At 68.8% G+C, this 23,502-nt stretch carries 17 protein-coding genes; 6 read left to right on the top strand and 11 right to left on the bottom strand.

The features are described from left to right. Positions 1–188: 188 nt before the first annotated feature. The 3 genes from ACFPZJ_RS09155 (at position 189) to ACFPZJ_RS09145 (ending at position 3,307) form a co-directional block, all read left to right on the top strand. Positions 189–1,265 (top strand): AAA family ATPase, encoded by a 1,077-nt coding sequence (locus tag ACFPZJ_RS09155; RefSeq protein WP_381020138.1) that lies wholly within the window; start codon positions 189–191, stop codon positions 1,263–1,265. Beyond that, positions 1,262–2,362, top strand: coding sequence for a ParB/RepB/Spo0J family partition protein (locus ACFPZJ_RS09150; RefSeq protein WP_381019409.1), 1,101 nt, complete (start codon positions 1,262–1,264; stop codon positions 2,360–2,362). The genes ACFPZJ_RS09155 and ACFPZJ_RS09150 overlap by 4 nt, the downstream gene beginning before the upstream one ends. Positions 2,363–2,689: 327 nt before the next feature. Beyond that, positions 2,690–3,307, top strand: coding sequence for a GNAT family N-acetyltransferase (locus ACFPZJ_RS09145; RefSeq protein WP_381019407.1), 618 nt, complete (start codon positions 2,690–2,692; stop codon positions 3,305–3,307). Between the two features lie 90 nt (positions 3,308–3,397). Here ACFPZJ_RS09145 and trxA read toward each other — a convergent pair whose 3' ends face one another. The 7 genes from trxA to ACFPZJ_RS09110 all read right to left on the bottom strand — a co-directional run bounded on the left by trxA (position 3,398) and on the right by ACFPZJ_RS09110 (position 13,178). Continuing rightward, positions 3,398–3,730, bottom strand: coding sequence for a thioredoxin (gene trxA / locus ACFPZJ_RS09140; protein WP_381019405.1), 333 nt, complete (start codon positions 3,728–3,730; stop codon positions 3,398–3,400). Positions 3,731–3,770: 40 nt separating this feature from the next. Continuing rightward, positions 3,771–4,739 carry a thioredoxin-disulfide reductase gene (gene trxB / locus ACFPZJ_RS09135; RefSeq protein WP_381019404.1) on the bottom strand — a complete coding sequence of 323 codons (969 nt, stop codon included), beginning with the start codon at positions 4,737–4,739 and terminating at the stop codon, positions 3,771–3,773. A 184-nt stretch (positions 4,740–4,923) separates the two neighbouring features. Beyond that, the gene (locus ACFPZJ_RS09130) at positions 4,924–5,901 is read right to left on the bottom strand and encodes an anti-sigma factor family protein (RefSeq protein ID WP_381019402.1); all 978 of its coding nucleotides are present in this window, start codon (positions 5,899–5,901) and stop codon (positions 4,924–4,926) included. After that, positions 5,898–6,623 (bottom strand): RNA polymerase sigma factor SigM, encoded by a 726-nt coding sequence (gene sigM, locus ACFPZJ_RS09125; protein ID WP_381019400.1) that lies wholly within the window; start codon positions 6,621–6,623, stop codon positions 5,898–5,900. Before sigM ends, ACFPZJ_RS09130 begins: the two co-directional genes overlap by 4 nt. A 27-nt stretch (positions 6,624–6,650) precedes the next feature. Continuing rightward, entirely contained in the window at positions 6,651–8,351 is a 1,701-nt protein-coding gene (locus ACFPZJ_RS09120) for a serine/threonine protein kinase (protein ID WP_381019398.1), read from the bottom strand. A gap of 139 nt (positions 8,352–8,490) precedes the next feature. Next, a complete protein-coding gene (gene murJ / locus ACFPZJ_RS09115; RefSeq protein ID WP_381019397.1) occupies positions 8,491–10,746 on the bottom strand; it encodes a murein biosynthesis integral membrane protein MurJ in 2,256 nt (751 codons plus the stop codon). A gap of 44 nt (positions 10,747–10,790) precedes the next feature. Beyond that, positions 10,791–13,178 carry a DUF6049 family protein gene (locus ACFPZJ_RS09110; RefSeq protein WP_381019395.1) on the bottom strand — a complete coding sequence of 796 codons (2,388 nt, stop codon included), beginning with the start codon at positions 13,176–13,178 and terminating at the stop codon, positions 10,791–10,793. Positions 13,179–13,400: 222 nt separating this feature from the next. Between ACFPZJ_RS09110 and ACFPZJ_RS09105 the strand changes: the two genes are divergently transcribed. Further along, positions 13,401–14,867 (top strand): CCA tRNA nucleotidyltransferase, encoded by a 1,467-nt coding sequence (locus ACFPZJ_RS09105; protein WP_381019393.1) that lies wholly within the window; start codon positions 13,401–13,403, stop codon positions 14,865–14,867. Positions 14,868–15,014: 147 nt separating this feature from the next. Here ACFPZJ_RS09105 and ACFPZJ_RS09100 read toward each other — a convergent pair whose 3' ends face one another. The 4 genes from ACFPZJ_RS09100 to ACFPZJ_RS09085 all read right to left on the bottom strand — a co-directional run bounded on the left by ACFPZJ_RS09100 (position 15,015) and on the right by ACFPZJ_RS09085 (position 18,778). Next, on the bottom strand, positions 15,015–15,512 hold the full coding sequence (locus ACFPZJ_RS09100) for an LppU/SCO3897 family protein (protein WP_381019391.1): 498 nt from the start codon (positions 15,510–15,512) through the stop codon (positions 15,015–15,017). Between the two features lie 126 nt (positions 15,513–15,638). Further along, positions 15,639–16,901 (bottom strand): MFS transporter, encoded by a 1,263-nt coding sequence (locus tag ACFPZJ_RS09095; RefSeq protein WP_381019389.1) that lies wholly within the window; start codon positions 16,899–16,901, stop codon positions 15,639–15,641. A gap of 78 nt (positions 16,902–16,979) precedes the next feature. Further along, a complete protein-coding gene (locus ACFPZJ_RS09090; RefSeq protein ID WP_381019387.1) occupies positions 16,980–18,062 on the bottom strand; it encodes an inositol-3-phosphate synthase in 1,083 nt (360 codons plus the stop codon). Positions 18,063–18,106: 44 nt separating this feature from the next. Beyond that, the gene (locus ACFPZJ_RS09085) at positions 18,107–18,778 is read right to left on the bottom strand and encodes a PadR family transcriptional regulator (protein ID WP_381019385.1); all 672 of its coding nucleotides are present in this window, start codon (positions 18,776–18,778) and stop codon (positions 18,107–18,109) included. 813 nt (positions 18,779–19,591) lie between these two features. On the opposite strand from ACFPZJ_RS09085, the gene ACFPZJ_RS09080 reads away from it, so the two are divergent. Both ACFPZJ_RS09080 and ACFPZJ_RS09075 read left to right on the top strand, forming a co-directional pair. Continuing rightward, complete coding sequence (locus ACFPZJ_RS09080) at positions 19,592–21,856, top strand: transglycosylase domain-containing protein (protein WP_381019383.1); 2,265 nt, start codon at positions 19,592–19,594, stop codon at positions 21,854–21,856. A 138-nt stretch (positions 21,857–21,994) separates the two neighbouring features. After that, on the top strand, positions 21,995–23,494 hold the full coding sequence (locus tag ACFPZJ_RS09075; protein ID WP_381019381.1) for a glycosyltransferase family 87 protein: 1,500 nt from the start codon (positions 21,995–21,997) through the stop codon (positions 23,492–23,494). The last annotated feature ends 8 nt before the right edge of the window (positions 23,495–23,502 follow it).

Genomic DNA, 23,502 nt, shown 5'->3' with positions numbered 1-23,502 from the left:
AACCGCTAGGCATCGTGTTTCACGTGAAACGTCGCTCTCTGCTGCACGGCATCATCAGTCGTGGCCGCGCTGCGGCCGAACCCCGTGACCGTAAGCCCCTCGGATCACTCGATGAGGGACCTGAGTTGTCCACAGAGGTGGATTTCTCCACAGAACACCAGGCCTCACTGGTTCACGACCCCGAAGACGTGCGAGGCTCTGTTCATTGCGAGCCTGAAGTCGAGGAGAGTGAATCCTTGCGGTCCGACGCCAACATCGCGGGACCGATGACCGATCCGGTCCCCGGTCCCCGTACCGAGTCGTTGGGGGCGGATGTTTCACGTGAAACACCGCCTCCGATGGACGACACCCCCATCGGTCGTGCTGCCCAACTGGCGGTGGAGGCTCTAGGCCGCGCCGGTGAGGGCCTGCCACGGCCCGAGCAGACCCGTGTCATCGTGGTCGCCAATCAGAAGGGCGGCGTCGGGAAGACAACGACGACTGTCAACCTTGCCGCATCTCTGGCCCTGCACGGCGCCCGCGTCCTGGTCGTCGACCTCGACCCGCAGGGTAATGCGTCCACGGCTCTAGGCATCGACCATCACGCCGAAGTCCCGTCCATCTACGACGTGTTGGTCGAAAGCAAGCCGCTGGCGGAAGTCGTCCAGCCGGTCCCCGATGTCGAGGGTCTCTTCTGCGCGCCCGCCACGATCGATCTCGCCGGTGCGGAGATCGAGCTGGTGTCCCTGGTGGCGCGGGAGAGCCGGCTGCAGCGCGCGATCCAGGCGTACGAGCAGCCGCTGGACTACATCCTCATCGACTGCCCGCCCTCGCTTGGCCTGTTGACGGTCAACGCGCTGGTCGCGGGCCAGGAAGTCCTGATCCCGATCCAGTGCGAGTACTACGCGCTGGAAGGGCTGGGCCAGTTGCTCCGCAACGTCGACCTGGTGCGGGGGCACCTCAACCCCGCTTTGCATGTGTCGACCATTCTGCTCACCATGTACGACGGCCGGACGCGACTCGCGTCCCAGGTCGCGGAAGAGGTGCGCAACCACTTTGGCGACGAGGTGCTGCGGACGAGCATTCCTCGCTCCGTCCGTATCTCCGAGGCGCCGAGCTATGGGCAGACGGTACTGACCTACGATCCAGGATCGAGCGGTGCCCTCTCCTATCTTGAGGCAGCACGCGAGATCGCGCTGAAGGGTGTCGGCGTCAGCTACGACGCGACGCAAGCCCACATCGGCGCACAACAGAACGACCCGAGCATGGTGGAGGGGATTCAGTGAGTGAGCGACGAAGGGGGCTGGGCCGTGGTCTCGGTGCACTGATCCCTGCTGCCCCAACGGAGAAGTCAGTGGCGCAGGCCGCGGTAGGGGGGCCGGCTTCCACGTCCCCCGCAGCGGTCCCGGTGCTGCCGAACGACCGCGGTGTCGCCGCGGCGAAGGTGGCCACGCTGCCGTCTGTTTCACGTGAAACAGAGGAGCCGTCGGCGAGCGGTGCTACGGCCGTGCCCGCGCCTCCCATCGGGGCTCACTTCGCGGAGATCCCCCTCGACGCGATCAAGCCGAATCCCCGGCAGCCGCGTGAGGTCTTCGACGAGGACGCACTGGCCGAGCTCGTCACCTCCATCAAGGAGGTCGGTCTCCTACAGCCCGTTGTCGTGCGCCAGCTGAGTGCCGGGCGCTACGAGCTCATCATGGGTGAGCGTCGCTGGCGGGCCTGCCGTGAGGCGGGCTTGGAGGCGATCCCGGCGATCGTGCGGGCCACCGAGGACGAGAAGCTCCTCCTGGACGCGCTTCTGGAGAACCTGCACCGAGCTCAGCTGAACCCCTTGGAAGAGGCAGCTGCCTACGACCAGCTGCTCAGGGACTTCAACTGCACGCACGACCAGCTGGCGGACCGCATCGGCCGGTCCCGTCCGCAGGTGTCCAACACGCTGCGTCTGCTCAAGCTCTCGCCGGCGGTGCAGCGCCGAGTGGCCGCAGGGGTGCTCTCCGCCGGGCATGCCCGGGCACTGCTGTCCGTCGAGGACTCGGAGGAGCAGGACCGGCTGGCGCACCGGATCGTGGCCGAGGGCCTCTCCGTGCGGGCGGTCGAGGAGATCGTGACCTTGATGGGGTCTCGGCCTCAGAAGACGCAGCGTCCCAAGGGGCCGCGGGCAGGCGGACGTGTCTCTCCGGCGTTGACTGATCTCGCCACGCGGCTCTCGGACCGGTTCGAAACCCGGGTGAAGGTCGACCTGGGTCAGAAGAAGGGCAAGATCACCGTCGAGTTCGCGTCCATGGAAGACCTGGAGCGGATCCTCGGCACCCTTGCCCCCGGTGAGGGGCCCGTCCTGCAGAAGAGCCTCTCGGAGGACGACTCCGAGGACACCGAGTCCTGAGCCTTCTGCACGCGGCAAGCATGTCACCGGGCAGGTGACGGGGCGGGTCGTGTCCGGTGTGTACCGGAACACGGCTCGCCTTTTGCTTTCTGGCGGTATCGATGGAATCGCATCGTGGATACGATGCGTTCGGGTATGGCGCATCCACCCGGCAGTACCTCGGAGAGGGAGGCAGGGGCCCATGCGGACGATGAGCCGCACCGGACTGGTGAGCGCGTGTTTGGGGCTGGGCGCGGTCGGTGGATTCATCGGCAGCCTGCTCAGGGAACGCAGCGCTCTGACAGCGGCCCGCGATGCGGCGGGCGAAGGAAGCGAGGAACAGCCTTCATGGGGCGTCGGCTCGTACCGCTCACGCTGGACAACCTTCAGGACCTTCCCAAGCGCTGCCGCTCGTGCGTCTTCTGGGAGTTGGACCCAGTCAGCGGCGAGGCAGCGGTAAAGGCGGGCACGCCCGCTCTGGAGAAGGAAGCCTGGATTTCGGCTGTCCTGCTGGACTGGGGATCCTGCGGGCGGGTCGTCTATGTGGACGACGTGCCGGTGGGCTTCGTGCTTTACGCTCCTCCCGCCTACGTCCCCCGCTCCACGGCGTTTCCCACGAGTCCCGTCTCACCCGATGCGGTGCAACTGATGACCTCGTTCATCATGCCGGGGTATCAAGGCCAGGGACTGGGCCGCGTGATGGTCCAGACCGTCGCCAAGGATCTGCTGCGGCGAGGCTTCAAGGCGATCGAGGCCTTCGGGGACGCGCGCTGGAAGGAGCCCGCTTGTCTCCTGCCCGCCGACCATCTTCTGGCCGTCGGGTTCAAGACGGTGCGGCAGCACCCCACCCATCCCCGGCTGAGGCTGGAGCTGAGGACGACGCTGTCCTGGAAGGAAGACGTCGAGATGGCGCTGGACCGGTTGCTGGGAGCCGTGCAGAAGGAGCCGGCGCTGCGGCCCCTCTGAGAAGTGCTGCCATGCGAATGGGCCAGCCCGGAGGGGCTGGCCCATTCGTGTTTCACGTGAAACATGCGCCGTCAGTGGACGGCCCGCCGGTCAGTCGGCGATGAACTCCTCAAGGTCGCGAACGATCGCGGCCTTCGGCTTCGCACCGACGATGGTCTTGGCGACCTCGCCACGCTGGTAGACGTTCAGGGTCGGGATGGACATGACGCCGTACTTGGCGGCCGTACCCGGGTTCTCGTCGATGTTCAGCTTGACGACCTCGATCTTGTCGCCGTACTCGGCGGCGATCGCCTCGAGGGACGGGGCGATCTGGCGGCACGGACCGCACCAGGCGGCCCAGAAGTCCACCAGGACGGGCTTGTCGCTCTTGAGGACGTCCTGCTCGAAGGAGTCGTCGGTCACGTTCTTCAGGGTGCCGGCCACGGCGGGCTCCTTAACTGGTTGTGCGTGGGGCGGATGGGGGTCAGACAGAGGTCTTCTCGGGCTCGGCCTTCTCCTCGTCCGCGAGGGCGGCGAGGAAGCGCTCGGCGTCGAGAGCGGCGGCACAGCCGGTGCCGGCCGCGGTGATCGCCTGGCGGTACGTGTGGTCGACCACGTCACCGGCACCGAAGACACCCGTCACGTTCGTGCGCGTCGAGGGCGCGTCGACCTTCAGATACCCCTCTTCGTCCAGGTCGAGCTGGCCCTTGAAGAGCTCGGTGCGCGGGTCGTGTCCGATGGCGATGAAGAGGCCGGTGACCGCCAGGTCCGAGAGCTCGCCGGTCTTGACGTTGCGCAGCTTCAGCCCGGAGAGCTTCTGGTCACCCTGAATCTCGGCGACCTCGCTGTCCCACACGAACGAGATCTTCGGGTCGGCGAAGGCGCGCTCCTGCATCGCCTTGGAGGCGCGCAGCGTGTCACGGCGGTGGACGATGGTCACGGACTTGGCGAAGCGCGACAGGAAGGTGGCCTCCTCCATCGCGGTGTCACCGCCACCGATCACGGCGATGTCCTGATCCTTGAAGAAGAAGCCGTCACAGGTCGCGCACCAGGAGACACCACGGCCGGACAGGGCGTCCTCGTTCGGCAGGCCGAGCTTGCGGTGCTGCGAGCCGGTGGTGACGATGACGGCCTTGGCCTTGTGGACCGTTCCGGAGGTGTCCGTGACGGTCTTGATCTCACCGGCCAGGTCGACGGCGACGACGTCGTCCGGAACGAGCTCGGCGCCGAAGCGCTCCGACTGGGCGCGCATGTTGTCCATGAGCTCGGGGCCCATGATGCCGTCCTGGAAGCCGGGGAAGTTCTCCACCTCGGTGGTGTTCATCAGCGCGCCACCGGCGGTGACGGCGCCTTCGAACACCAGTGGCTTCAGCGACGCGCGCGCGGTGTAGAGCGCCGCCGTGTAGCCGGCGGGCCCGGAGCCGATGATGATCACGTTACGAACGTCGCTCACGGCTTGATTCCTCGTCTCTGGTCTGCATCGTTCGACCGGTGGGAGCTTCTCTCAGAACTCTCACCCCACCCAACGGATCCTAAGGGGCGCGCATTCCCGCTGTGTCCGGGCACACGGAGAGACGACACCGTGCCGGATCCACGCGGCTCCGTACGAGCTACCGCGCAGGGCTGACGACGACGCCTCAGCGCTCCGACCGCGCGTAGGAGTGCTCCAGGAGAACCTTGCCCTTGGCGGTGGACGACGCGTGGTCGACGCATGTCGTCTCGACGATGTAGGCGGTCACGCGGGTGGGGTCGGAGGCGTCGGGCAGCACCACGAGCATGGCCTTCGTCCCCTTGTACCTGCCGTTCTCGGCGGCGAGCGCCGCTTCGCTGCGGCCGATGCCTTCGCGGACACACTCCGGAACCGCTGGCACCTTCAAGATCCTGGGCCCACCGCTGTTGGGAACGGTCTGGCCGCCGAAGGTATGGGGGGTACGCGCATCGCCCCCCGCGCTCTGGTTCTGGGCGAGGAGATCAGTGACCTGCTTCTCCAGCTTCCCTTCGGAGAAGGTGTCGGCCGGGGCGGATTGGCGCTCCCGTTCCGCGTTACTGGACGGCTTGCCGCCATCGACCGACGCGACCAGCACAGAGCCGAGCCCCAGGGCGGCCGCGGTGAACACAGCACCCAGGACGGCGATCCTGCGACGCCCCGTCCGACTGCGGCTCTTCCGGCCCGGACCGGTGGTGGACGAACGGGGGCGTCCGGCGGGACGGTCCGTCGGCGCCGATGTTTCACGTGAAACATGAGCGCTGTCGGCCTCGCCGGAGCGCTGTGTCCCGCCCTCGTCGGCGGGCAGTGCCTCGCCTTCGTCAGCCCGCGATGCGCCGACCGCCTCCGGGGCGTCCACGGACTCGGGCGCGGTCGCCTGAAGCAGGGCCTCAGCGGCAAGAGCGGCGTCGATACGGCCTGCGACGTCGGCGGGCATGCGCGGCGGGCCCGGCAGCGTGCCGAGCAGGCCACGGATTTCCTCCAGGGTCGCGTAGACGTCCGCACACAGCTCGCACTCGTCCAGATGCTGCCGAACGTCCGCGGTGCGCGCCGGGGGAAGGATGCCCTCGGCGAGGTCGGAGATCTCCGTGACGTCCGGATGCCCGGCCATGTCTGTCGTCGACGTCACGCTCGTCCACCTCCGCCCTTCACTGCAGCTGAGTCGCTCGGTCCTGCGTCCGACGGACCGGCTCTGGTCGGCCCCGCTGCGGGTGGGACGGATGTCCCCTGCGTCCGGTTCCGCTCCCCGCCCGGCTTCTTTCTCTCATTGCTGCCCTCCGGCCGCAGATGGGTCAGCAACGGCAGGAGTCTTGCTCTGCCGCGGGCGCACCGGCTCTTCACGGTGCCCGTCGGTACGTCGAGGATGCGGGCGGCTTCGGCGACCGGGTAGCCCTGCATGTCCACGAGCACGAGGGCGGCGCGTTGGTCGGCGGGCAGGGTTTCCAGAGCTTCGAGGAGCTGACGGTGGAGGTCTTTGCGCTCGGCCGGCGCCGAAGCCGACTCATGTGGCTCCAGAAGCTGCTCCAAGCGCTCGGTGTCGTCCACCGCCGCGGTCTTTCGGGAGGCAGCCTTGCGGGCCCGGTCCAGGCAGGCGTTCACCGTGATGCGGTGCAGCCACGTGGTGACGGCCGCTTGGCCGCGGAAGGTGTGGGCGGCACGGTAGGCGGACACGAGGGCGTCCTGAACGGCGTCAGCGGCCTCCTCGCGGTCCCCCAGCGTCCGCAGGGCCACGGCCCAGAGCCGGTCGCGGTGACGCCGTACGAGTTCGCCGAAGGCATCGGGATCGCCTTCGACGTGGCGGGCGAGCAGGTCCTGATCGCTCACCCCGTCGTATCCGGTGCCGTCTGCCATCGGCCCCCTTCCTCGAGGCAGATGCCGTCAGCTGGTCACCTTGATGTCCGCCACTCGGCCGCGCCACTTGCCGTCGTCCGGCTGGAGCGGCAGCTTCGTCAGCCACACCAGGACGTACCGGGTCTTCAGCGTCTTGCCGGGCTTGAGTTCCACCGTCGCACCCGATCCCTCGGCGACCTTGGTGTAGCTCTCGAAGGACGTGGGCTCGGAGGCGGCGTCCGCGCTCGCGCTGCGGAGTTCGACCGACGTGTCCCCCACGAAGGTGACGGTCACCTTGCCGACCTGCTGGACCTTGCCGAGGTCGAGGATGACGCCGACCCCCGACTTCAGTCGGCCGAAGTCCGCGCTCAGGTAGTAGTCCGTCTGCCAGTACGTGGCCGTGCTGTCGTCGTAGACCTTCCCTATGTCGGACGGCTTTTCGGATCCGTCGGCGGCGAAGGGGTCGAAGTCCCGAGCGCTGCTGATGGCGATCGGCTTTCCGGACACCGGCTTCTTGGGGCTCTTGTCGTTGCCGTCCGTCGTCTGCGTCCGGTCAGTGTTGTCGGCCTTGCCGCCCTGGTCCATGAGGGCGTCCGCCAGCTGCCAGCTGCCGAGGCCCAGAGCCGCGATCAGCAGGGCGGACACCGCCCACTTCAGGGCCTTGCCGGTGCGGCTCTGCAGCGGGGACGGCGGGGCCGAAACCGGCTGGGTGACCCCGGGGTGCGGCGCCTGGCGGCCGTACGTGCCCTGCTGGTAGGTCGTGCGCTGGTACTCGGGCGGCGCGGTGAACGCCGGCTCCGGCGGGCGGATGCGGGGCATCTCGCCGATCGCCTTCACCAGCTCCTCCGGCGTGGTGCAGGGGGACTCGTGGCGGGAGGCGGTGGCGCCGTCGTTGGCCAGCGCGCGCATGGCGAGCTCGGACAGGCCCCGGTGGACCCCGGCCCGTACCTGGTCGGGAGGGATCAGGCCGACGTCCTTGGGCAGGCCGGACAGGCCGTAGGCGTCGCTCTCGTACGGCCAGCGCTGTGTGAGCGCCGCGTACAGCAGGGCGCCGATGGCCTCCGTGTCGGTGCGCTGCGGGGTGTCGGACTTGATGCCGCGCAGGGCGGCGTTGACGGCGAGGCCACGGATGCGCCACTGGCCGGTCGAGGTGCGCAGGACGGCGTTGGGGTTCAGACGCAGATGGGCCAGGCCCTCGCGGTGGGCGGCGGCCATGGCGGCGGAGACCTGGCTGACCAGCTGGTAGGCGTCGTACACCTCCAGCGGTCCGGAGGCGAGGAGCGTGGTCAGTTCGGTGGCGTCGGGAAGCCACTCGTGGACGACGTAGACGAGGTCGTTCTCCTCGACGGCGTCCAGGACCTGGACGAAACGGGGATCACCGAGCAGGGCGGAGGAGCGGGCCGCGGCCAGGACCGAGCGCGCCCTGGTGTGGTCCGCGGGCAGGACGTGGACGCCGACGGCGCGACGCAGTTTCTCGTCGACGGCCCGCCAGCTGCTGAAGCCGTCCAGACGGGTGACGCACTCCTCGAGGCGGTAGCGTCTGGCGAGCTTGTGTCCGCTGTGCAGTTCGGGAGGCGAGGCCTTTTCGGAACCGTCGGGCCGGGTGGTCTCCTGTACCTCGTCGCTGTCCGTGTCCCGCTCCCGGTTGTTGGCCACCCCGTCGGCCGTGGACTGGTCCGCCTTCGCGGTCAGCGACGTCTCGCCGCTGTTGTCTGCCACGTCGACGGCAGCCGTGCTCCGTTCCGCCACCGTCGTTCCTGCCTCCCCATTCGTTGCGCGCCGTCTGACACCCGTGCGCGCCGTCCGACGCCGAAACCAATTGTGCCCACAGTCCGCCGCTATGCACGACACGCGGTGGCTGACGATGGTTGTGCGCCTCCCCCCTGCCTCAGCGTCCCAGGCGTCCGCGGACCATACCGACCAGCGAGTTGAGCTCCTCGATGCGCATGCGGCGGGCGGCGACGAAGAAGGTGCCGAGCAGCACGGCACCGCCCGCCAGCAGCGCGGCGAACGAGCCCGGAACGCCCTGGCCGAGCGTGTGACCGATGCCGTAGCAGGCCGCGCCGCTGAGCAGGGCGGCCGGTACCGACGCGATGCACAGCCGGGCGTACGTCCGCAGCACGCGGGCGCCGTCCAGGTCCCCGTCCAGCCGCTTGCGCAGCCGGCGCCAGGCGACACCGACCCCGATCGCGTAGGCCAGCCCGTACGAGGCGGCCATACCGACCACGGCCCAACGGGCAGGGATGACGAAATAGCAGACCGCCGAGGCGCCCGCGTTGACCGCCGCCACGATGACCGTGTTGTAAAAGGGGGTGCGCGTGTCCTCGTAGGCGTAGAAGGCCCGCAGGACGACGTACTGCACCGAGTACGGGATCAGGCCGAGGCCGAAGGCCATCAGCATGTACCCCATGTTGGTGGCCTCGCTGGTGCCCGAGGAGCCGAAGATCAGCGTGCACATCGGGATGCCGAGCGAGACGAAGCCGAAGGCGATCGGCACGATCGCGACGGCCGTGGTGCGCAGCCCCTGGGAGATGTCGTCGCGGACCGCGCCCCCGTCGCCCTCGGCCGCCGAGCGTGACAGGCGCGGCAGCAGGGCGGCCATGAGAGAGACCGTGATGATGGCCTGCGGCAGCCCCCAGATCAGCTGGGCGTTGGCGTAGGCGGCGAAGCCGGTGCCGTCGACGGGCGAGGCCTTGCCCGCCGCGGTGGACAGCTGGGTCACGACGACCGCGCCGGCCTGGTTGGCGAGGACGAACAGGACGGTCCACTTGGCGAGCGTGACCGCCTTGCCGAGGCCCTGGCCCTTCCAGTCGAAGCGCGGGCGCAGCCGGAAGCCGGTCTCCCGCAGATACGGGATCATCGCCAGGGCCTGGACGACGAGGCCGAGCAGGACGCCGACGCCGAGCAGGCGCTGGCCCTCCGGCGGAATGGTGGTGACCTTCATCCCGGAGTCGGCGGCGGTGCCGTAGACCCAGATGAACATGCCCAGCGTCACGATGATGACGATGTTGTTCAGGACCGGGGTCCACATCATCGCGCCGAACTTGCCGCGCGCGTTGAGGATCTGCCCCATCACCACATGGACGCCCATGAAGAAGATGGAGGGCAGGAAGTACTGCACGAAGGTGATGCCGACCTCGTTGGCGGCCGGGTCGCTGGCGACGGGGTCGGACAGCAGGCGGATGAGGATCGGTGCGCCGAAGATAGAGAGGGCGGTGAGCGCGCCGAGTGCCACCATGACCAGGGTCAGCAGGCGGTTGGCGTAGGCCTCGCCGCCATCCTCGTCCTCCTTCATGGCCCGCACGAGCTGCGGCACGAAGACGGAGTTGAGGCCACCGCCGACGGTCAGGATGTAGATCATCGTGGGCAGCTGGTAGGCCACCTGGAAGGTGTCGCCGAGAAGACCGACGCCCAGCGCCGAGACGATCAGTGCCGAGCGGATGAAACCGGTCAGGCGGGACACCATCGTGCCCGCCGCCATCACGGCGCTCGACTTCAGCAGGCCCGCGGCGCGGCCGGTCTTCTTCGGGGCGGGCGCGGGCTCCGGCGCGGGCGCCTCGGCAGCGGGTGACGGTGCCGTCGCCGCGTACTGGCCCGGCACCGGCGACGGTGCGGGCACCGAGGCGGGCTGCTGCTGGTACGCCGGGCGGTCGCCGGCCGGCTGCTGGTCGGGGAATCCGCTGTGCTGCTGGTCCCGGAAGAGGTGGGCGAAGGCGTCCGGCTCGTGGCGCTGCTCTCCGGCCTGGCTGACCAGGTCGTCGACGCCGACGTACTGGGTCGTCCGGGGATCGTCGCCGTAGGGCAGGTACTGCGTCGGGCCCTCCGGTTCGGGCGCCGGGGTCTGGGCCCACACGCGCGGGTCGGGGGCGTACGGAGACTGCGGCGGCTGGGCGTACAGCGGCTGCTGCGGCTCGTAGGTGCCGGGTGGCGGCGGCGGGTGCGCGGCGCGGTCGTAGAGCGCCTCGGCGACCGGGTCCTGCGCGGCGAGGTCCTGCTCCCGGTAGGGGTCCTCGGCGTAGGCGTCCTGGAGGTACATGTCCGCGGGCGGCTGCGGCGGCACCTGGCCGTGCTCGGGCGGCGGCCCCTCGGGGGAGCCCGAGTCGGGCACGGCCCGGCCGCGGTCACCGTCGTACGGCGCGTTCATGGTTACCCCACCTCATCGTCCCGAGCCCACCGGCCACGACATTGTCAACGGTCCACTCTCTCACCCGTGCCGGACGGGTCGGCGCTTTCCGCTGCGGTGTCCGGTGCCGGGTCACCCGGCTGCTCCGGGTCGTCTGCCCGTGAGCCGGTTCCGGACTCCGTCGTGAGACGTGCTCCAGAGCCTTCCGGGTCCTGCGAGCCGTCGGCGTTCTCCTCCGCCTCGACGGCGCCGTCCTCCTCGGCCACGCGGGCGGCCGCCCGCTTGCGCTGCGTGTACATCCGGAAGCCGGCGAGGACGAGCAGCAGGACGCCGCCGCCGATGACCAGCATCACCGTGGCGGTGATCTCGGTGACCCTCACGTCGAAGGTGACTTCGTCGCCGTACTTACGGCCGTCCTCCGTGTACAGCTGGGCGACCACCGTCGCCCGGCCGTTGGCGTTGGCGGACGTGGTGAACTTCACCGACTGGCTGTGGCCACCGGAGACCGTGACGCGCTGCTCCTCGTAGTCGGCGCCGCCGATCTTGAGGCGTGTGGGGTTGGTCGAGCTGAGCCGCAGCACCAGGTGATCGACGCCCTGCACCAGGTTGTTCTGGACGGTCACCGGGATGGTGGCGCTGCGGCCGGAGAGCTTGGTCTCCGACTTCTCGATGAGCTTGACGCTGTCGGCGAGCCCGTCGAGATACGACTCGACGCCGTCGCGGTAGCCGGTCGCCGCGGCGGCCCGGCCCCGCCACGACGTGGACATCTCGCGGTTCATGGCGCGCCCGAACGGTGTCACCACCCGGGACTCGTCGCTCAGGATCACCTTGAAGTTGTCGAGCTTGCCCTGCGTCTTCGCGATCTGGTCGAACGCCGGCCTCTTCAGTTCCTGGCCACGAAGAGAGGCGGGGTAGGAGGAGGCCGACGGCACCTTGGTGGTGGCGCCCGGGTCCGGCTTGGCCTTGGCGGCCGCCGAGAGTTCCTGGGACTCAGACCAGGTGCCGTCCTGGAGGGCCGTCAGCGCCTCGGCCATCGCTTCGGCCTGGCTCACCGACGGCATGCGCTGCGGGGCGACGACGACGCTGCGCTGCTTGTCGGTCTGGAGGCCGAGCGTCAGGCTCTGCGCCAGGAACCGCTGCACCGCGAGCGTGGACGCGGAGGCCCTCGTCAGATCGCCCTGGAACGCCGTCGACAGCCGGGCGTCCGCGACGACCGCGGTGGTGCCGCCGCCGATGGGCCGGGCCGCGGAGGGCGTGTACGGCAGTCCGCCGGTCTCCTGGAGGCTGTCGCTGCGGGCGATCACCTTGTCGGCGCCCGCCGAGGTGGCGACCTTCACGATCGACGGGTCGATCGCGCCGTTCACGGGCCAGGCGAAGTCCGTGTTCGGCTTCACGTGGAGGACGGTGTCCACTGTCTTGGCGGCGGCGTCGGTGGCTTCCTTGAAGTGGCTCAGCGAGCCGGTGACGCTCGTGCCGTTGTGGGCGAGGGAGGCCAGGTCAGGGTCGGAGAAGGGGAGGGCGACCACTTCCTCGCCCGCCACGGCCCGCTGCAACTCGGCGAGCCACCGCATCGCGACCTTCTGGTCCTGGCCGGCCGTGGTGTCGTTCCCGGTCCGGACCCGGTAGCTCTTCGTCATGGCGTCGACCGACGCCAGCAGGTCCGGGTCGATCACCCAGGTGATGTCCAGGTCCTTGCCCAGCGAGACCATCTGGTCGAGGCGGCCGCCCGGGGAGATCTCCTTGGCCAGGTCGTCGTTGAGGAAGACCGGCGTCTGCTGCTCGTTCGAACCCGTCTCGGCCGTCATGTGGACGGAGGAGACAAGGGGCCACAGGAAGGTCGTCTTGGTCTTCGTGTCGGCTGTCTCGGGCTGCCAGGGCAGGAACGTCCGCTGGACGCCGAGGGTCTGCTCCCAGGGCTGCGCGGAGGTCTGTCCGGACAGCGCGACCGCGAGCTGGTAGACGCCGTTCTGACCGAGGTCGAGTTCGTCGGCCGGGACGGAGATGCTGAAGGGTTCGGCGACGCCCGGAGAGAGCTTGGGGAACTTCTCGGCGTACTTGCCGGCGATCTCCGAACCGGTGGCGCCCTGGAGGTCGTCGCTGTCCTTGGCGATCGTGTCGATGGCCGAGCGGGTGCTCAGCCGAGGGCCCACCCGCAGGCCGACGTGGGCGTCGGTGACCGTCTGCTTGCCGTTGTTGGTCACCGTGCCGGACACGGTCACGGTGTCCCCCTCGGTGGGGGCACTGGGGGTGAGCGAGTCGACGGCGACGGCCACCGGCCCCGATGCCGAGGAGGCCTGTGCGGCGTCCTGCCCGGCGGCGTCAGCGGCAGGGGCCGACGGCATCTGGAGAAGCCCGGCCAGCAGCGGCGCTCCGGCGAGCAGGGCTCCTGTGCGCCGTAGCCACCGGCGGGCAGGTGAGGCACTCGTCCCCTGGAAGTCTGCCGCCTCGGCCACGCGCTCGCCCGTCCCTCGTCGTCGTCAGTGGTCGTCGGAATGTGCGTCCAGGCATGGTAACGATGCGCGCTGAGGGGAAGTGCCGCGGACCGGTCCACAAGATCGGGTGCGGGCGGCCCGCTGTCCCGTATGTGCACGTATCGAGAGCGGAGTCGTGGGCTGCTGCTGTGCACGTTTTATGGAGGCGCGTGTGGTCGCCCGGGCCACGTACCCTCTTCTGTTGTGCCGAACGCCAACGAAGTGACTCCCAGTGCCCTGAGCCAGGTGCAGCACCGCGCGGTGAGTGAACTGCTGCGGGTCGCTCCTGTCGCCGACGACCTCGCCCGCCGCTTCCGGGAGGCCGGGTTCTCCCTCGCCCTGGTCGGCGGCTCGGTCAGGGACGCACTGCTCGGCCGGCTCGGCAACGACCTGGACTTCACGACCGACGCCCGTCCCGAGGACGTGCTGCAGATCATGCGCCCGTGGGCGGACGCCGTCTGGGACGTCGGGATCGCCTTCGGCACCGTCGGTGCCCAGAAGGAGGCCCGCGTCGGCGACGCCGACCGACGCTTCCAGATCGAGGTGACCACCTACCGGTCGGAGGCCTACGACCGCACCTCCCGTAAGCCGGAGGTCTCGTACGGCGACTCCATCGAGGAGGATCTCGTCCGCCGTGACTTCACCGTGAACGCGATGGCCGTCGCCCTTCCGGAGAAGGAGTTCATCGATCCCCACGGCGGGCTCGGCGACCTCACTGCGCGCGTTCTGCGCACGCCCGGCACTCCCGAGGAATCCTTCTCCGACGATCCGCTGCGGATGATGCGGGCCGCGCGCTTCGCGGCGCAGCTGGACTTCGAGGTGGCTCCCGAGGTTGTCGCGGCCATGAAGGAGATGGCCGGGCGGATCGAGATCGTCTCCGCCGAGCGGGTGCGGGACGAGCTGAACAAGCTGATCCTCTCCGCGTACCCGCGCAAGGGCCTGACGCTGCTCGTCGACACCGGGCTCGCCGATCACGCGCTGCCCGAGCTGCCGGCTCTGCGGCTGGAGAGCGACGAGCACCACCGGCACAAGGACGTCTACGAGCACAGCCTGATCGTCCTGGAGCAGGCGATAGCGCTGGAGGACGACGGCCCCGACCTGACCCTCCGTCTCGCCGCCCTGCTGCACGACATCGGCAAGCCCCGCACGCGTCGCTTCGAGAAGGACGGCCGGGTTTCCTTCCACCACCACGAGGTGGTCGGGGCGAAGATGACCAAGAAGCGCATGACGGCGCTCAAGTACTCCAACGAACTGGTGAAGGACGTCTCACGTCTGGTCGAACTCCACCTGCGTTTCCACGGCTACGGCACGGGCGAGTGGACGGACTCCGCGGTCCGCCGGTACGTCCGGGACGCGGGACCCCTTCTCGACCGCCTCCACAAGCTGACCCGCTCGGACTGCACCACGCGCAACAAGCGCAAGGCGGCCGCGCTGTCGCGTGCGTACGACGGTCTGGAGGAGCGGATCGCGCAACTCCAGGAGCAGGAGGAGCTGGACTCCATCCGCCCGGACCTCGACGGGAACCAGATCATGGAGATACTCGGCATCAAGCCCGGACCGGCCGTCGGTCGCGCGTACAAGCACATGCTGGAGCTGCGCCTGGAGCACGGCCCGATGGGGCACGACGCAGCGGTGGCGGCTCTGAAGGAGTGGTGGGCCGACCAGGCCTGAGCCCGTGGAATGGGGGTCCTGTTTCACGTGAAACAGGACCCCCATTCCAGCCTTCCCGACGCGGACTCGCTCCGAGGGGAGTGTGCGGGGGGATGTTTCACGTGAAACATTTCCCCTCGCCGTCGCGCAGGGGGATCGCTGTGGGGATTACTTGTTGTCTCCCAGGCAGAGCGTGAAGGAGTCACCGGTCTCCTGCCATGTCAGCGTCGCCGTCGTGCCGGTGACGCTCTGGCACGTGAGCTGGGGCACCGCCGAGCCGTCCGCCTTCTTGAGCACCGTGTGCGTGGCCTTGGTGTCGCCGCAGTCGACCTGGACCACCTCCGGGTCGTCCGACGTTCCCTTGTTGTAGAGGCAGTCGCCGACAGCCAGCTTCTTGGCGTCCTCGGCGTTGCGGTTGAGATACCAGCCACCCGCGACGACGAGCAGGGCCAGGATGGTGCCTGCTATGCGCAGATACTGCTTGAGGCCGCGCTTGGGTTGCTGCGGCGGCACCGGCGCGTATGGAGCGGCGCCCTGCTGCGGGAAGCCGGGCTGGCCGGCGGGCTGCTGGGGGTAGCCGCCCTGCGGCGGGTACGGAGCCTGGGGCTGGCCGGCGGGCTGCTGACCCTGCGCGAACGGGTTGCCCTGGGGCGGTGGAGTGGTCACTTGGGGGTCCCCCTGAAGAAAGCATGGGTGAGCGACGTCAAGACGTCGCGTATAAGACCGACGTAAGTTATCGCCCCCCCTGACAATCCTGGGGTCAGCAGTGACTCTGTGGCACTGATGTGACACTCACTGGCGTCCAAACCGGGCCATAGTCGCAGCAACCGCTGCGTAGATGACGGCGATCGTGACCACCAGCGGCACCGATCGGCCGTCCGGCGGCAGCATCAGGGCGGCCACCGCGGCGGCGCCGACGAAGGCGACATTGAACAGGACGTCGTAGACGGAGAAGATCCGGCCCCTGAAGCCGTCCTCGACGAAGGACTGGATGATGGTGTCCGTGGCGATCTTCGCGCCCTGCGTGGTGAGCCCCAGGACGAACGCGGCGATCAGCAGGGGGACGGTGGCGAACGGCAGGCCGAGTGCGGGCTCCAGGACGGCGGCGGCCGCGGCGCACGCGACGATCCACCGGCCGGGACCCAGCCATCCGGCGGCCCAGGGGGTCACCACGGCAGCGGCGAAGAAGCCGGCGCCCGAGATGCCCAACGCCAGCCCCAGCAGGGCGAGTCCCTCGTCCGCGCTGGACGTCAGGGTGTACCGGCAGAGCATGAGCAGCATGACGAGCAGGCCGCCGTAGCAGAACCGCATCAGCGACATCGCCACCAGCGCCCAGGCGGCGGCGCGGCGGCGCGGCGCGGCGAGGTGCCGTACGCCTGCCACCAGGTCGCGAGCGGTGCCGGCCACCGCCGTCGCCACACGCGGCTGCACCAACTCCCGATCGGGTCCCAGCAGTTCCCGGGCGATGGCCAGCGATGCCAGCCCCGCGCACAGGTAGAGGGCGGCTCCCACGAGGACGACCGCGGCGTCCGAGTCGGCGGCCACCAGGCGCACGACGAAGGCGAGACCGCCGCCCGCCGTCGCGGCGAGTGTTCCGGCGGTCGGGGACAGGGAGTTGGCGATGACCAGACGCTCGGTGTCGACGACGCGCGGCAGCGCGGCGGACAGCCCCGAGAGGACGAAACGGTTGACGGCCGTGACGCACAGGGCGGAGGTGTAGAAGAGCCAGTCAGGAGCGTGGCCCAGGATCAGCAGTGCCGTCGCCGAGGCCAGCAGGGCGCGCAGCAGACTGCCGTACAGCAGGACCTGGCGGCGGCGCCAGCGGTCCAGCAGAACACCGGCGAAGGGGCCGACAAGGGAGTACGGGAGCAGCAGGACGGCCATCGCCGAGGCGATCGCGGCAGCCGAGGTCTGCTTCTCCGGGGAGAAGACCACGTAGGCGGCGAGCGCGACCTGGTAAACGCCGTCGGCGCCCTGGGAGAGCAGGCGTACGGCGAGGAGGCGTCTGAAGCCCTGGAAACGCAGCAGGACACGCAGGTCACGGACGACGGCCATGGGGCACAGCCTCACACATGGCGAGGGTCCCCGGGGCGTACGACCCGGGGACCTCAACAGCCCACTACAGCAGGTGCCTTAACGCTCGACCTCGCCCTTGATGAACTTCTCGACGTTCTCGCGGGCCTCGTCGTCGAAGTACTGGACCGGCGGGGACTTCATGAAGTACGAGGACGCGGAGAGGACGGGGCCGCCGATGCCGCGGTCCTTGGCGATCTTCGCGGCGCGCAGGGCGTCGATGATGACGCCGGCGGAGTTCGGGGAGTCCCAGACCTCGAGCTTGTACTCCAGGTTCAGCGGGACGTCACCGAAGGCACGGCCCTCGAGACGGACGTACGCCCACTTGCGGTCGTCGAGCCAGGCGACGTAGTCGGACGGGCCGATGTGGACGTTCTTCTCGCCGAGCTCCCGGTCGGGGATCTGGGAGGTTACGGCCTGCGTCTTGGAGATCTTCTTCGACTCCAGGCGGTCACGCTCGAGCATGTTCTTGAAGTCCATGTTGCCGCCGACGTTCAGCTGCATGGTGCGGTCCAGGACGACGCCCCGGTCCTCGAACAGCTTGGCCATGACGCGGTGCGTGATGGTGGCGCCGACCTGCGACTTGATGTCGTCACCGACGATCGGGACGCCCGCCTCGGTGAACTTGTCCGCCCACTCCTTGGTGCCGGCGATGAAGACCGGCAGGGCGTTGACGAAGGCGACCTTGGCGTCGATGGCGCACTGGGCGTAGAACTTCGCCGCGTCCTCGGAGCCGACCGGCAGGTAGCAGACGAGCACGTCGACCTGCTGGTCCTTGAGGACCTGGACGACGTCGACCGGCTCCTCGGCGGACTCCTCGATGGTCTCGCGGTAGTACTTACCGAGGCCGTCGAGGGTGTGGCCGCGCTGGACCGTCACACCGGTGGTGGGGACGTCGCAGATCTTGATGGTGTTGTTCTCCGAGGCGCCGATGGCGTCCGCGAGGTCGAGACCGACCTTCTTGGCGTCCACGTCGAAGGCGGCGACGAACTCGATGTCGCGGACGTGGTAGTCGCCGAACTGGACGTGCATCAGGCCCGGCACCTTGGACGCCGGGTCGGCGTCCTTGTAGTACTCGACTCCCTGCACCAGCGATGCGGCGCAGTTGCCCACGCCGACGATGGCTACGCGAACCGAACCCATTCCGGTTGCTCCCTGTGTGTACGAGTGAGGCCCTGAAGGAGACCTCACGTGGCGGTGTCGTCGGGCGTATCCGGCCGGGGCTCGTCCCCGGGCCGGGGCAGGCCGCCCGACGCTCCAGATGTGTCCTGCGAGGCGGGTCTGCCGGAGGCGGAACCCTTGAGGTCCCGCCCGGCCCGCTCGCTCTCGATGAGCTCGTTCAGCCAGCGCACCTCGCGCTCCACGGACTCCATCCCGTGGCGCTGGAGCTCCAGCGTGTAGTCGTCGAGGCGCTCCCGGGTCCGGGCCAGGGAGGCGCGCATCTTCTCCAAGCGCTCCTCCAGCCGGCTGCGGCGGCCCTCCAGCACGCGCATGCGCACGTCGCGGGACGTCTGCCCGAAGAAGGCGAAGCGCGCGGCGAAGGTCTCGTCCTCGTACGCGTCGGGGCCCGTCTGCGACAGCAGCTGTTCGAAGTGCTCCTTACCCTCCGCCGTCAACCGGTAGACGATCTTGGCGCGGCGGCCGGTGAGGGGGGCGGCCTCGGCGTCGTTGCCCGGCTCCTCGATCAACCAGCCGTTGGCGACCAGCGTCTTGAGGCAGGGGTAGAGCGTCCCGTAGCTGAAGGCACGGAAGACGCCCAGTGACGTGTTGAGTCGCTTGCGCAGCTCGTAGCCGTGCATCGGAGATTCGCGGAGCAGGCCGAGTACGGCGAACTCGAGGATCCCGGAACGCCGGCTCATCGTCGCCTCCTCTCTGCCGCGGTCGTGCCGTGACGGGCCTGGGCAGCCACTGTCCCGACCCGAGGTGTCGGACTGATGTGTCGAGCTGATGTGTCGAGCTGATGTATCGACTCGATACATCACGACGATAGAACGGCCTTCCGGATGCGACAAGAGGAAGGGTGGTGAACGGGGTCACATCACCAATTCATCGCAAGCAAGTTGCCTGATTTGGGGTGAAGTTCTGGACACGGCAGGTTTTGGCGGTGCGTAGTCTGTGCGCCATGCACACCACCGGGAACCGAGTGACGCCTGTGGGCGTCATCGTCTTCGGTGCAGTACGGGCCAATGCGGGACGGGTGAATGGGGAACCGACCGCATCCGTACTTCGGGGGGACCGGAAACCAGCCGCCGTTTCCAGGCGCGCAAGGGTGCGCCTGCCCGAGGAGTAGTCGTTCGATGAGCGAGCACCGTCGCAAACCGCCGCAGCCGCAGGGAGGCGGACGTGCCGCGGCCCGACGCGGCCAGTCCGGCTCGTCCTCCGGCCGCCGCGCGGCACCGCGAGGCGCCACCGGGTCTCCGTCCGGGTCCTATGGGTCGGGCTCCCACGATCCGGGAGGCGAGGACCGCCCGTACGGCGGCCGCGCCGAGGCCCGGCGTGCCGCACAGAGAAGCGGAGGTGGCCGCCGTAGAGCGGCCGATCCCGGACGCGGCGGCCGGCGAGCCGCTCCGGGCGGCCCGAGCGGTCCCGGCCGGGGCAGAGGGCGGGCCGTTCCCGCCAAGAAGCGGATCATCGATTACCCGCGGGCCGACAAGTACGGCTGGCGACGCTGGATGCCGTCCTGGAAGCTCGTCTCCGGCCTGTGCATCGGCTTCTTCGGCAGCCTGGTGGCCGTCGCGGGCATCGGGTACGCCATGGTGGGCGTCCCCAACGAGGAGAACGCTGCGGCGCTGTCGCAGAACAACGTCTACTACTGGGAAGACGGCAGCCAGATGGTTGCCACCGGTAGCGGTCAGAACCGGCAGAACGTCACGATCGACCGGATCCCCAAGGCCATGCAGTACGCGGTGATCTCGGCCGAGAACAAGACCTTCTACAAGGACTCGGGCGTCGACCCCATGGGCATCGCCCGGGCGCTGGTCAACATGGCACGGGGTGGTGACACGCAGGGTGGTTCGACGATCACCCAGCAGTTCGTCAAGAACACCTACCTGAGCCAGGAGCAGACGATCTCCCGGAAGTTCAAGGAGATGTTCATCTCCATCAAGGTGGGGACGAAGCTCAGCAAGGACGAGATCCTCCAGGGATACCTGAACACGTCCTACTACGGCCGCGGCGCCTACGGCATCCAGGCCGCCGCCCAGACCTACTACGGCAAGAACGCGGACGAGCTCAACGCCAGCCAGTGCGCCTTCCTCGCCACTCTGCTCAAGGGGCCGACGTACTACGACCCCGCCGGCAACGAGAGCCTCGACCCCTCGGCGACCAAGGAGGCCAACACCAAGCGTGCCCAGGTGCGCTGGAGCTGGATCCTCGAGCAGATGCACAAGGACGAGCGTCTGTCGGACGCCAAGTACCAGGAGGCGATCGCGAAGTTCCCCATGCCGCAGGGCCGCAAGGCCACCAAGGGCATGACCGGCCAGATCAGCTACCTGGTCGACACGGCCAAGAAGTACGTCCTGAACCACTCGAACATCTCCGAGGCACAGTTCGACCAGGGCGGCTACCAGATCTACACGACCTTCGAGAAGGACAAGGTCGAGGCGCTGGCCAAGGCCGTGAAGAAGGTCGAGGACGAGAAGCTCGACCCGGAGAAGCGCGAGAAGGACAAGCACGTCCAGTTCGGCGCGGCGTCGGTGCGGCCCAAGGACGGCGCCATCGTCGCGCTCTACGGCGGCGCGGGGTACGAGAAGGGCCACTTCAACAACAACGCCGACACCTCGGGTGTCCCCGTCGGTTCGACATGGAAGCCGTTCGTCCTGGCCGCAGCCATGGAGTACGGCACCTACAGGAAGAGTGGTGTCGGCGTCTCACCGCTCAGCAAGTACAACGGCAACGACGACCTGAAGGTCAGGAAGCCGGACGGCAGCTACTACCTGCGCAAAGACAACTCGGTCTTCCGGCAGCAGAACGAGAGCGACTACCCGTGGGGCTACATCACCCTGCGCAAGGCGATGGAGCAGTCCGTCAACACGCCGTTCGTGCAGTTGGGTGTGGATGTCGGGATGTCGAACGTGCGGGAGGTCGCCAAGCGCTCCGGCATCCTGGACCAGAGCATGGACCAGGAGCTCAACCCGTCCTTCGCCCTCGGTGTCTCGACGCCCAGCGCCATCCGCATGGCCGACGCCTACGCCACGTTCGCGGCGTCCGGCAAGCAGGCAGACCCGTACTCCGTGACCGCCGTGAAGTTCGCGGGCAAGGAGGTTCCCGGGTTCACCAAGCCGCGGGTCAAGCAGGCCATGCCCGAGATCGTGGCGAACAACGTCACGGACGTCCTCCAGAACGTGATCAAGAACGGTACGGGTAAGAACGCGCTGGCCCTGGGGCGTACGGCGGCCGGCAAGACCGGTACCACCGACGAGAACAAGTCGGCGTGGTTCGTCGGCTACACCCAGCAGCTGTCGACCTCGGTCGCGATGTTCCGTGAGGACCCCAAGAGCGCCAAGCTGCTCTCCATGAACGGCACGGCGGGTGAGGAGTCCATCCACGGTGGTGACACCCCCACCCAGGTGTGGACCGAGTACATGAAGGCCGCGCTGAAGGGAGAGCCGGACCCCGGCTTCCCGCAGGCCGAAAAGATCGGTGTGATTCAGGACGCGGTGGGTGCTCCGTCGCCGACCCCGACCGTTACCGAGACGCCGACCCAGACTCCGTCCGAGACGCCCAGTGAGACGCCCAGTGAGTCGCCTGTGACGCCGACGGCGCCCACGCCGAGCGAGACCTGCTTCGGCTTCGGGTGCAACGTCGACGGCGGCGCGGAGAACGGTGGTACGGACGGAGGGGTGACAGCCTCTCCGGAGCCCACGGACACCGGTGACACCGGGAACACCAGAGGCAGTGGCAACAGTGGAGGCCTCTTCGGAGGCCCAGCCGGTTAGCCGTGCTATTGCCAGGCATGGGTGTTTCACGTGAAACATGGCGTTGTTTCACGTGAAACGCAGCCCGAGGGCCGCCGCACTCACTCGAGTGTGGCGGCCCTCGGCGTCTTCATGGGTGCGTACGGCAGGATGTGCGGCATGCCCAGTGCAGAATCGACGCAAGCGAGCGCCCATGAGCCGGACCAGGTGCGGCCGACCCATGAGGACGAGGTCGCCGCAGCTGGCAGTGAGCTGATCGGCGGCCCTCTCGGACGGCGCGCCCTGCTCGGGGCGTCCTGGTGGAGCCCTGTGCGGGTGATCGCGCTGGTGGCGATCGGCATGTTCGCCCTCGGGCTGGTGCAGAAGGCGCCCTGCTACAACGGCGCCTGGTTCTTCGGCGCCGGCTCGCAGTACACGCACGCCTGCTACTCGGACATCCCGCACCTCTACCAGGGGCGCGGCTTCGCCGACGGGCTCGTGCCGTACTTCGACAGGCTCCCCGGAGATATGCAGTACCTCGAGTATCCGGTCCTGACCGGCGTGTTCATGGAGGTCGCCTCTTGGCTCACGCCGGGCAAGGGCAGCATCCAGGACCAGGAGCAGTGGTACTGGATGGTCAACGCCGGGATGCTCATGGTGTGCGCGGCCGTCATCGCCGTCTGCGTGACCCGCACGCACGCCCGGCGCCCCTGGGACGCGCTGCTGGTCGCTCTGGCGCCTGCCTTCGCGCTGACCGCGACCATCAACTGGGACCTGCTGGCGGTCGCCCTGACGGCCGCAGCGATGCTGATGTGGTCGCGGGGCCGTTCCCTCGCCTTCGGCGTCCTGCTGGGGCTCGCCACGGCCGCCAAGCTCTATCCCGTCCTGCTGCTCGGCCCGCTGTTCGTCCTGTGCTGGCGTGCGGGCCGGTGGCGGGAGTACGGGGCGGCCCTGGGCGGCGCGGTCGTCGCCTGGCTCGTGGTCAATGGACCGGTGATGCTCTTCGCCTTCACGGGCTGGTCGAAGTTTTACACGTTCAGCCAGGAGCGCGGCGTCGACTTCGGTTCGTTCTGGCTGATCATGGCACAGAACACGACGGACCCCCTGAGCACCGACACCGTCAACACGCTCGCCACGCTGCTGATGCTGCTGTGCTGTGCGGGCATCGCGGCCCTCACCCTGACCGCACCGCGCCGTCCCCGCTTCGCCCAGCTCGCCTTCCTGATCGTCGCGGCCTTCATCGTCACCAACAAGGTCTACTCGCCGCAGTACGTCCTGTGGCTCGTGCCCCTGGCCGCGCTGGCCCGGCCCAAGTGGCGGGACTTCCTGATCTGGCAGGCCTGCGAGGTGGCGTACTTCCTGGGCATCTGGATGTACCTGGCGTACACGACCAGCGGAGACGCCCACAAGGGGCTGCCCACCGACGGTTACCACTGGGCCATCGGGCTGCACCTGCTGGGGACGCTGTACCTGTGTGCCGTGGTCGTGCGCGACATCCTCATGCCGGAGCGGGACCCGGTGCGTCTGTCGGGTGACGACGATCCCTCGGGCGGGGTGCTGGACGCCGCTCCGGACGTCTTCGTGCTCGGCCCCGCAGCCCATCCCCCGCGGCATGCCGCGCATGGCGACGGGTCCGAGGTCGAGTGGGGCAGGACAGGCGCCACGGGCGGCTCGGTCTGAACGACGGG

Origin of the sequence: Streptomyces bullii (genome assembly GCF_042657145.1) — a bacterium.
GTDB lineage: Bacteria > Actinomycetota > Actinomycetes > Streptomycetales > Streptomycetaceae > Streptomyces > Streptomyces bullii.
This window is presented reverse-complemented; position numbering and strand designations above follow the sequence as displayed.

Bases quoted from the DNA above. Each gene is read 5' to 3' on its own strand.
- ACFPZJ_RS09145 (WP_381019407.1), top strand. From the start codon at position 2,690: ATGGGGCGTCGGCTCGTACCGCTCACGCTGGACAACCTTCAGGACCTT.
- sigM (WP_381019400.1), bottom strand. From the start codon at position 6,623: ATGGCAGACGGCACCGGATACGACGGGGTGAGCGATCAGGACCTGCTC.
- murJ (WP_381019397.1), bottom strand. From the start codon at position 10,746: ATGAACGCGCCGTACGACGGTGACCGCGGCCGGGCCGTGCCCGACTCG.
- ACFPZJ_RS09095 (WP_381019389.1), bottom strand. From the start codon at position 16,901: ATGGCCGTCGTCCGTGACCTGCGTGTCCTGCTGCGTTTCCAGGGCTTC.
- ACFPZJ_RS09090 (WP_381019387.1), bottom strand. From the start codon at position 18,062: ATGGGTTCGGTTCGCGTAGCCATCGTCGGCGTGGGCAACTGCGCCGCA.
- ACFPZJ_RS09085 (WP_381019385.1), bottom strand. From the start codon at position 18,778: ATGAGCCGGCGTTCCGGGATCCTCGAGTTCGCCGTACTCGGCCTGCTC.
- ACFPZJ_RS09080 (WP_381019383.1), top strand. From the start codon at position 19,592: ATGCCGTCCTGGAAGCTCGTCTCCGGCCTGTGCATCGGCTTCTTCGGC.
- ACFPZJ_RS09075 (WP_381019381.1), top strand. From the start codon at position 21,995: ATGCCCAGTGCAGAATCGACGCAAGCGAGCGCCCATGAGCCGGACCAG.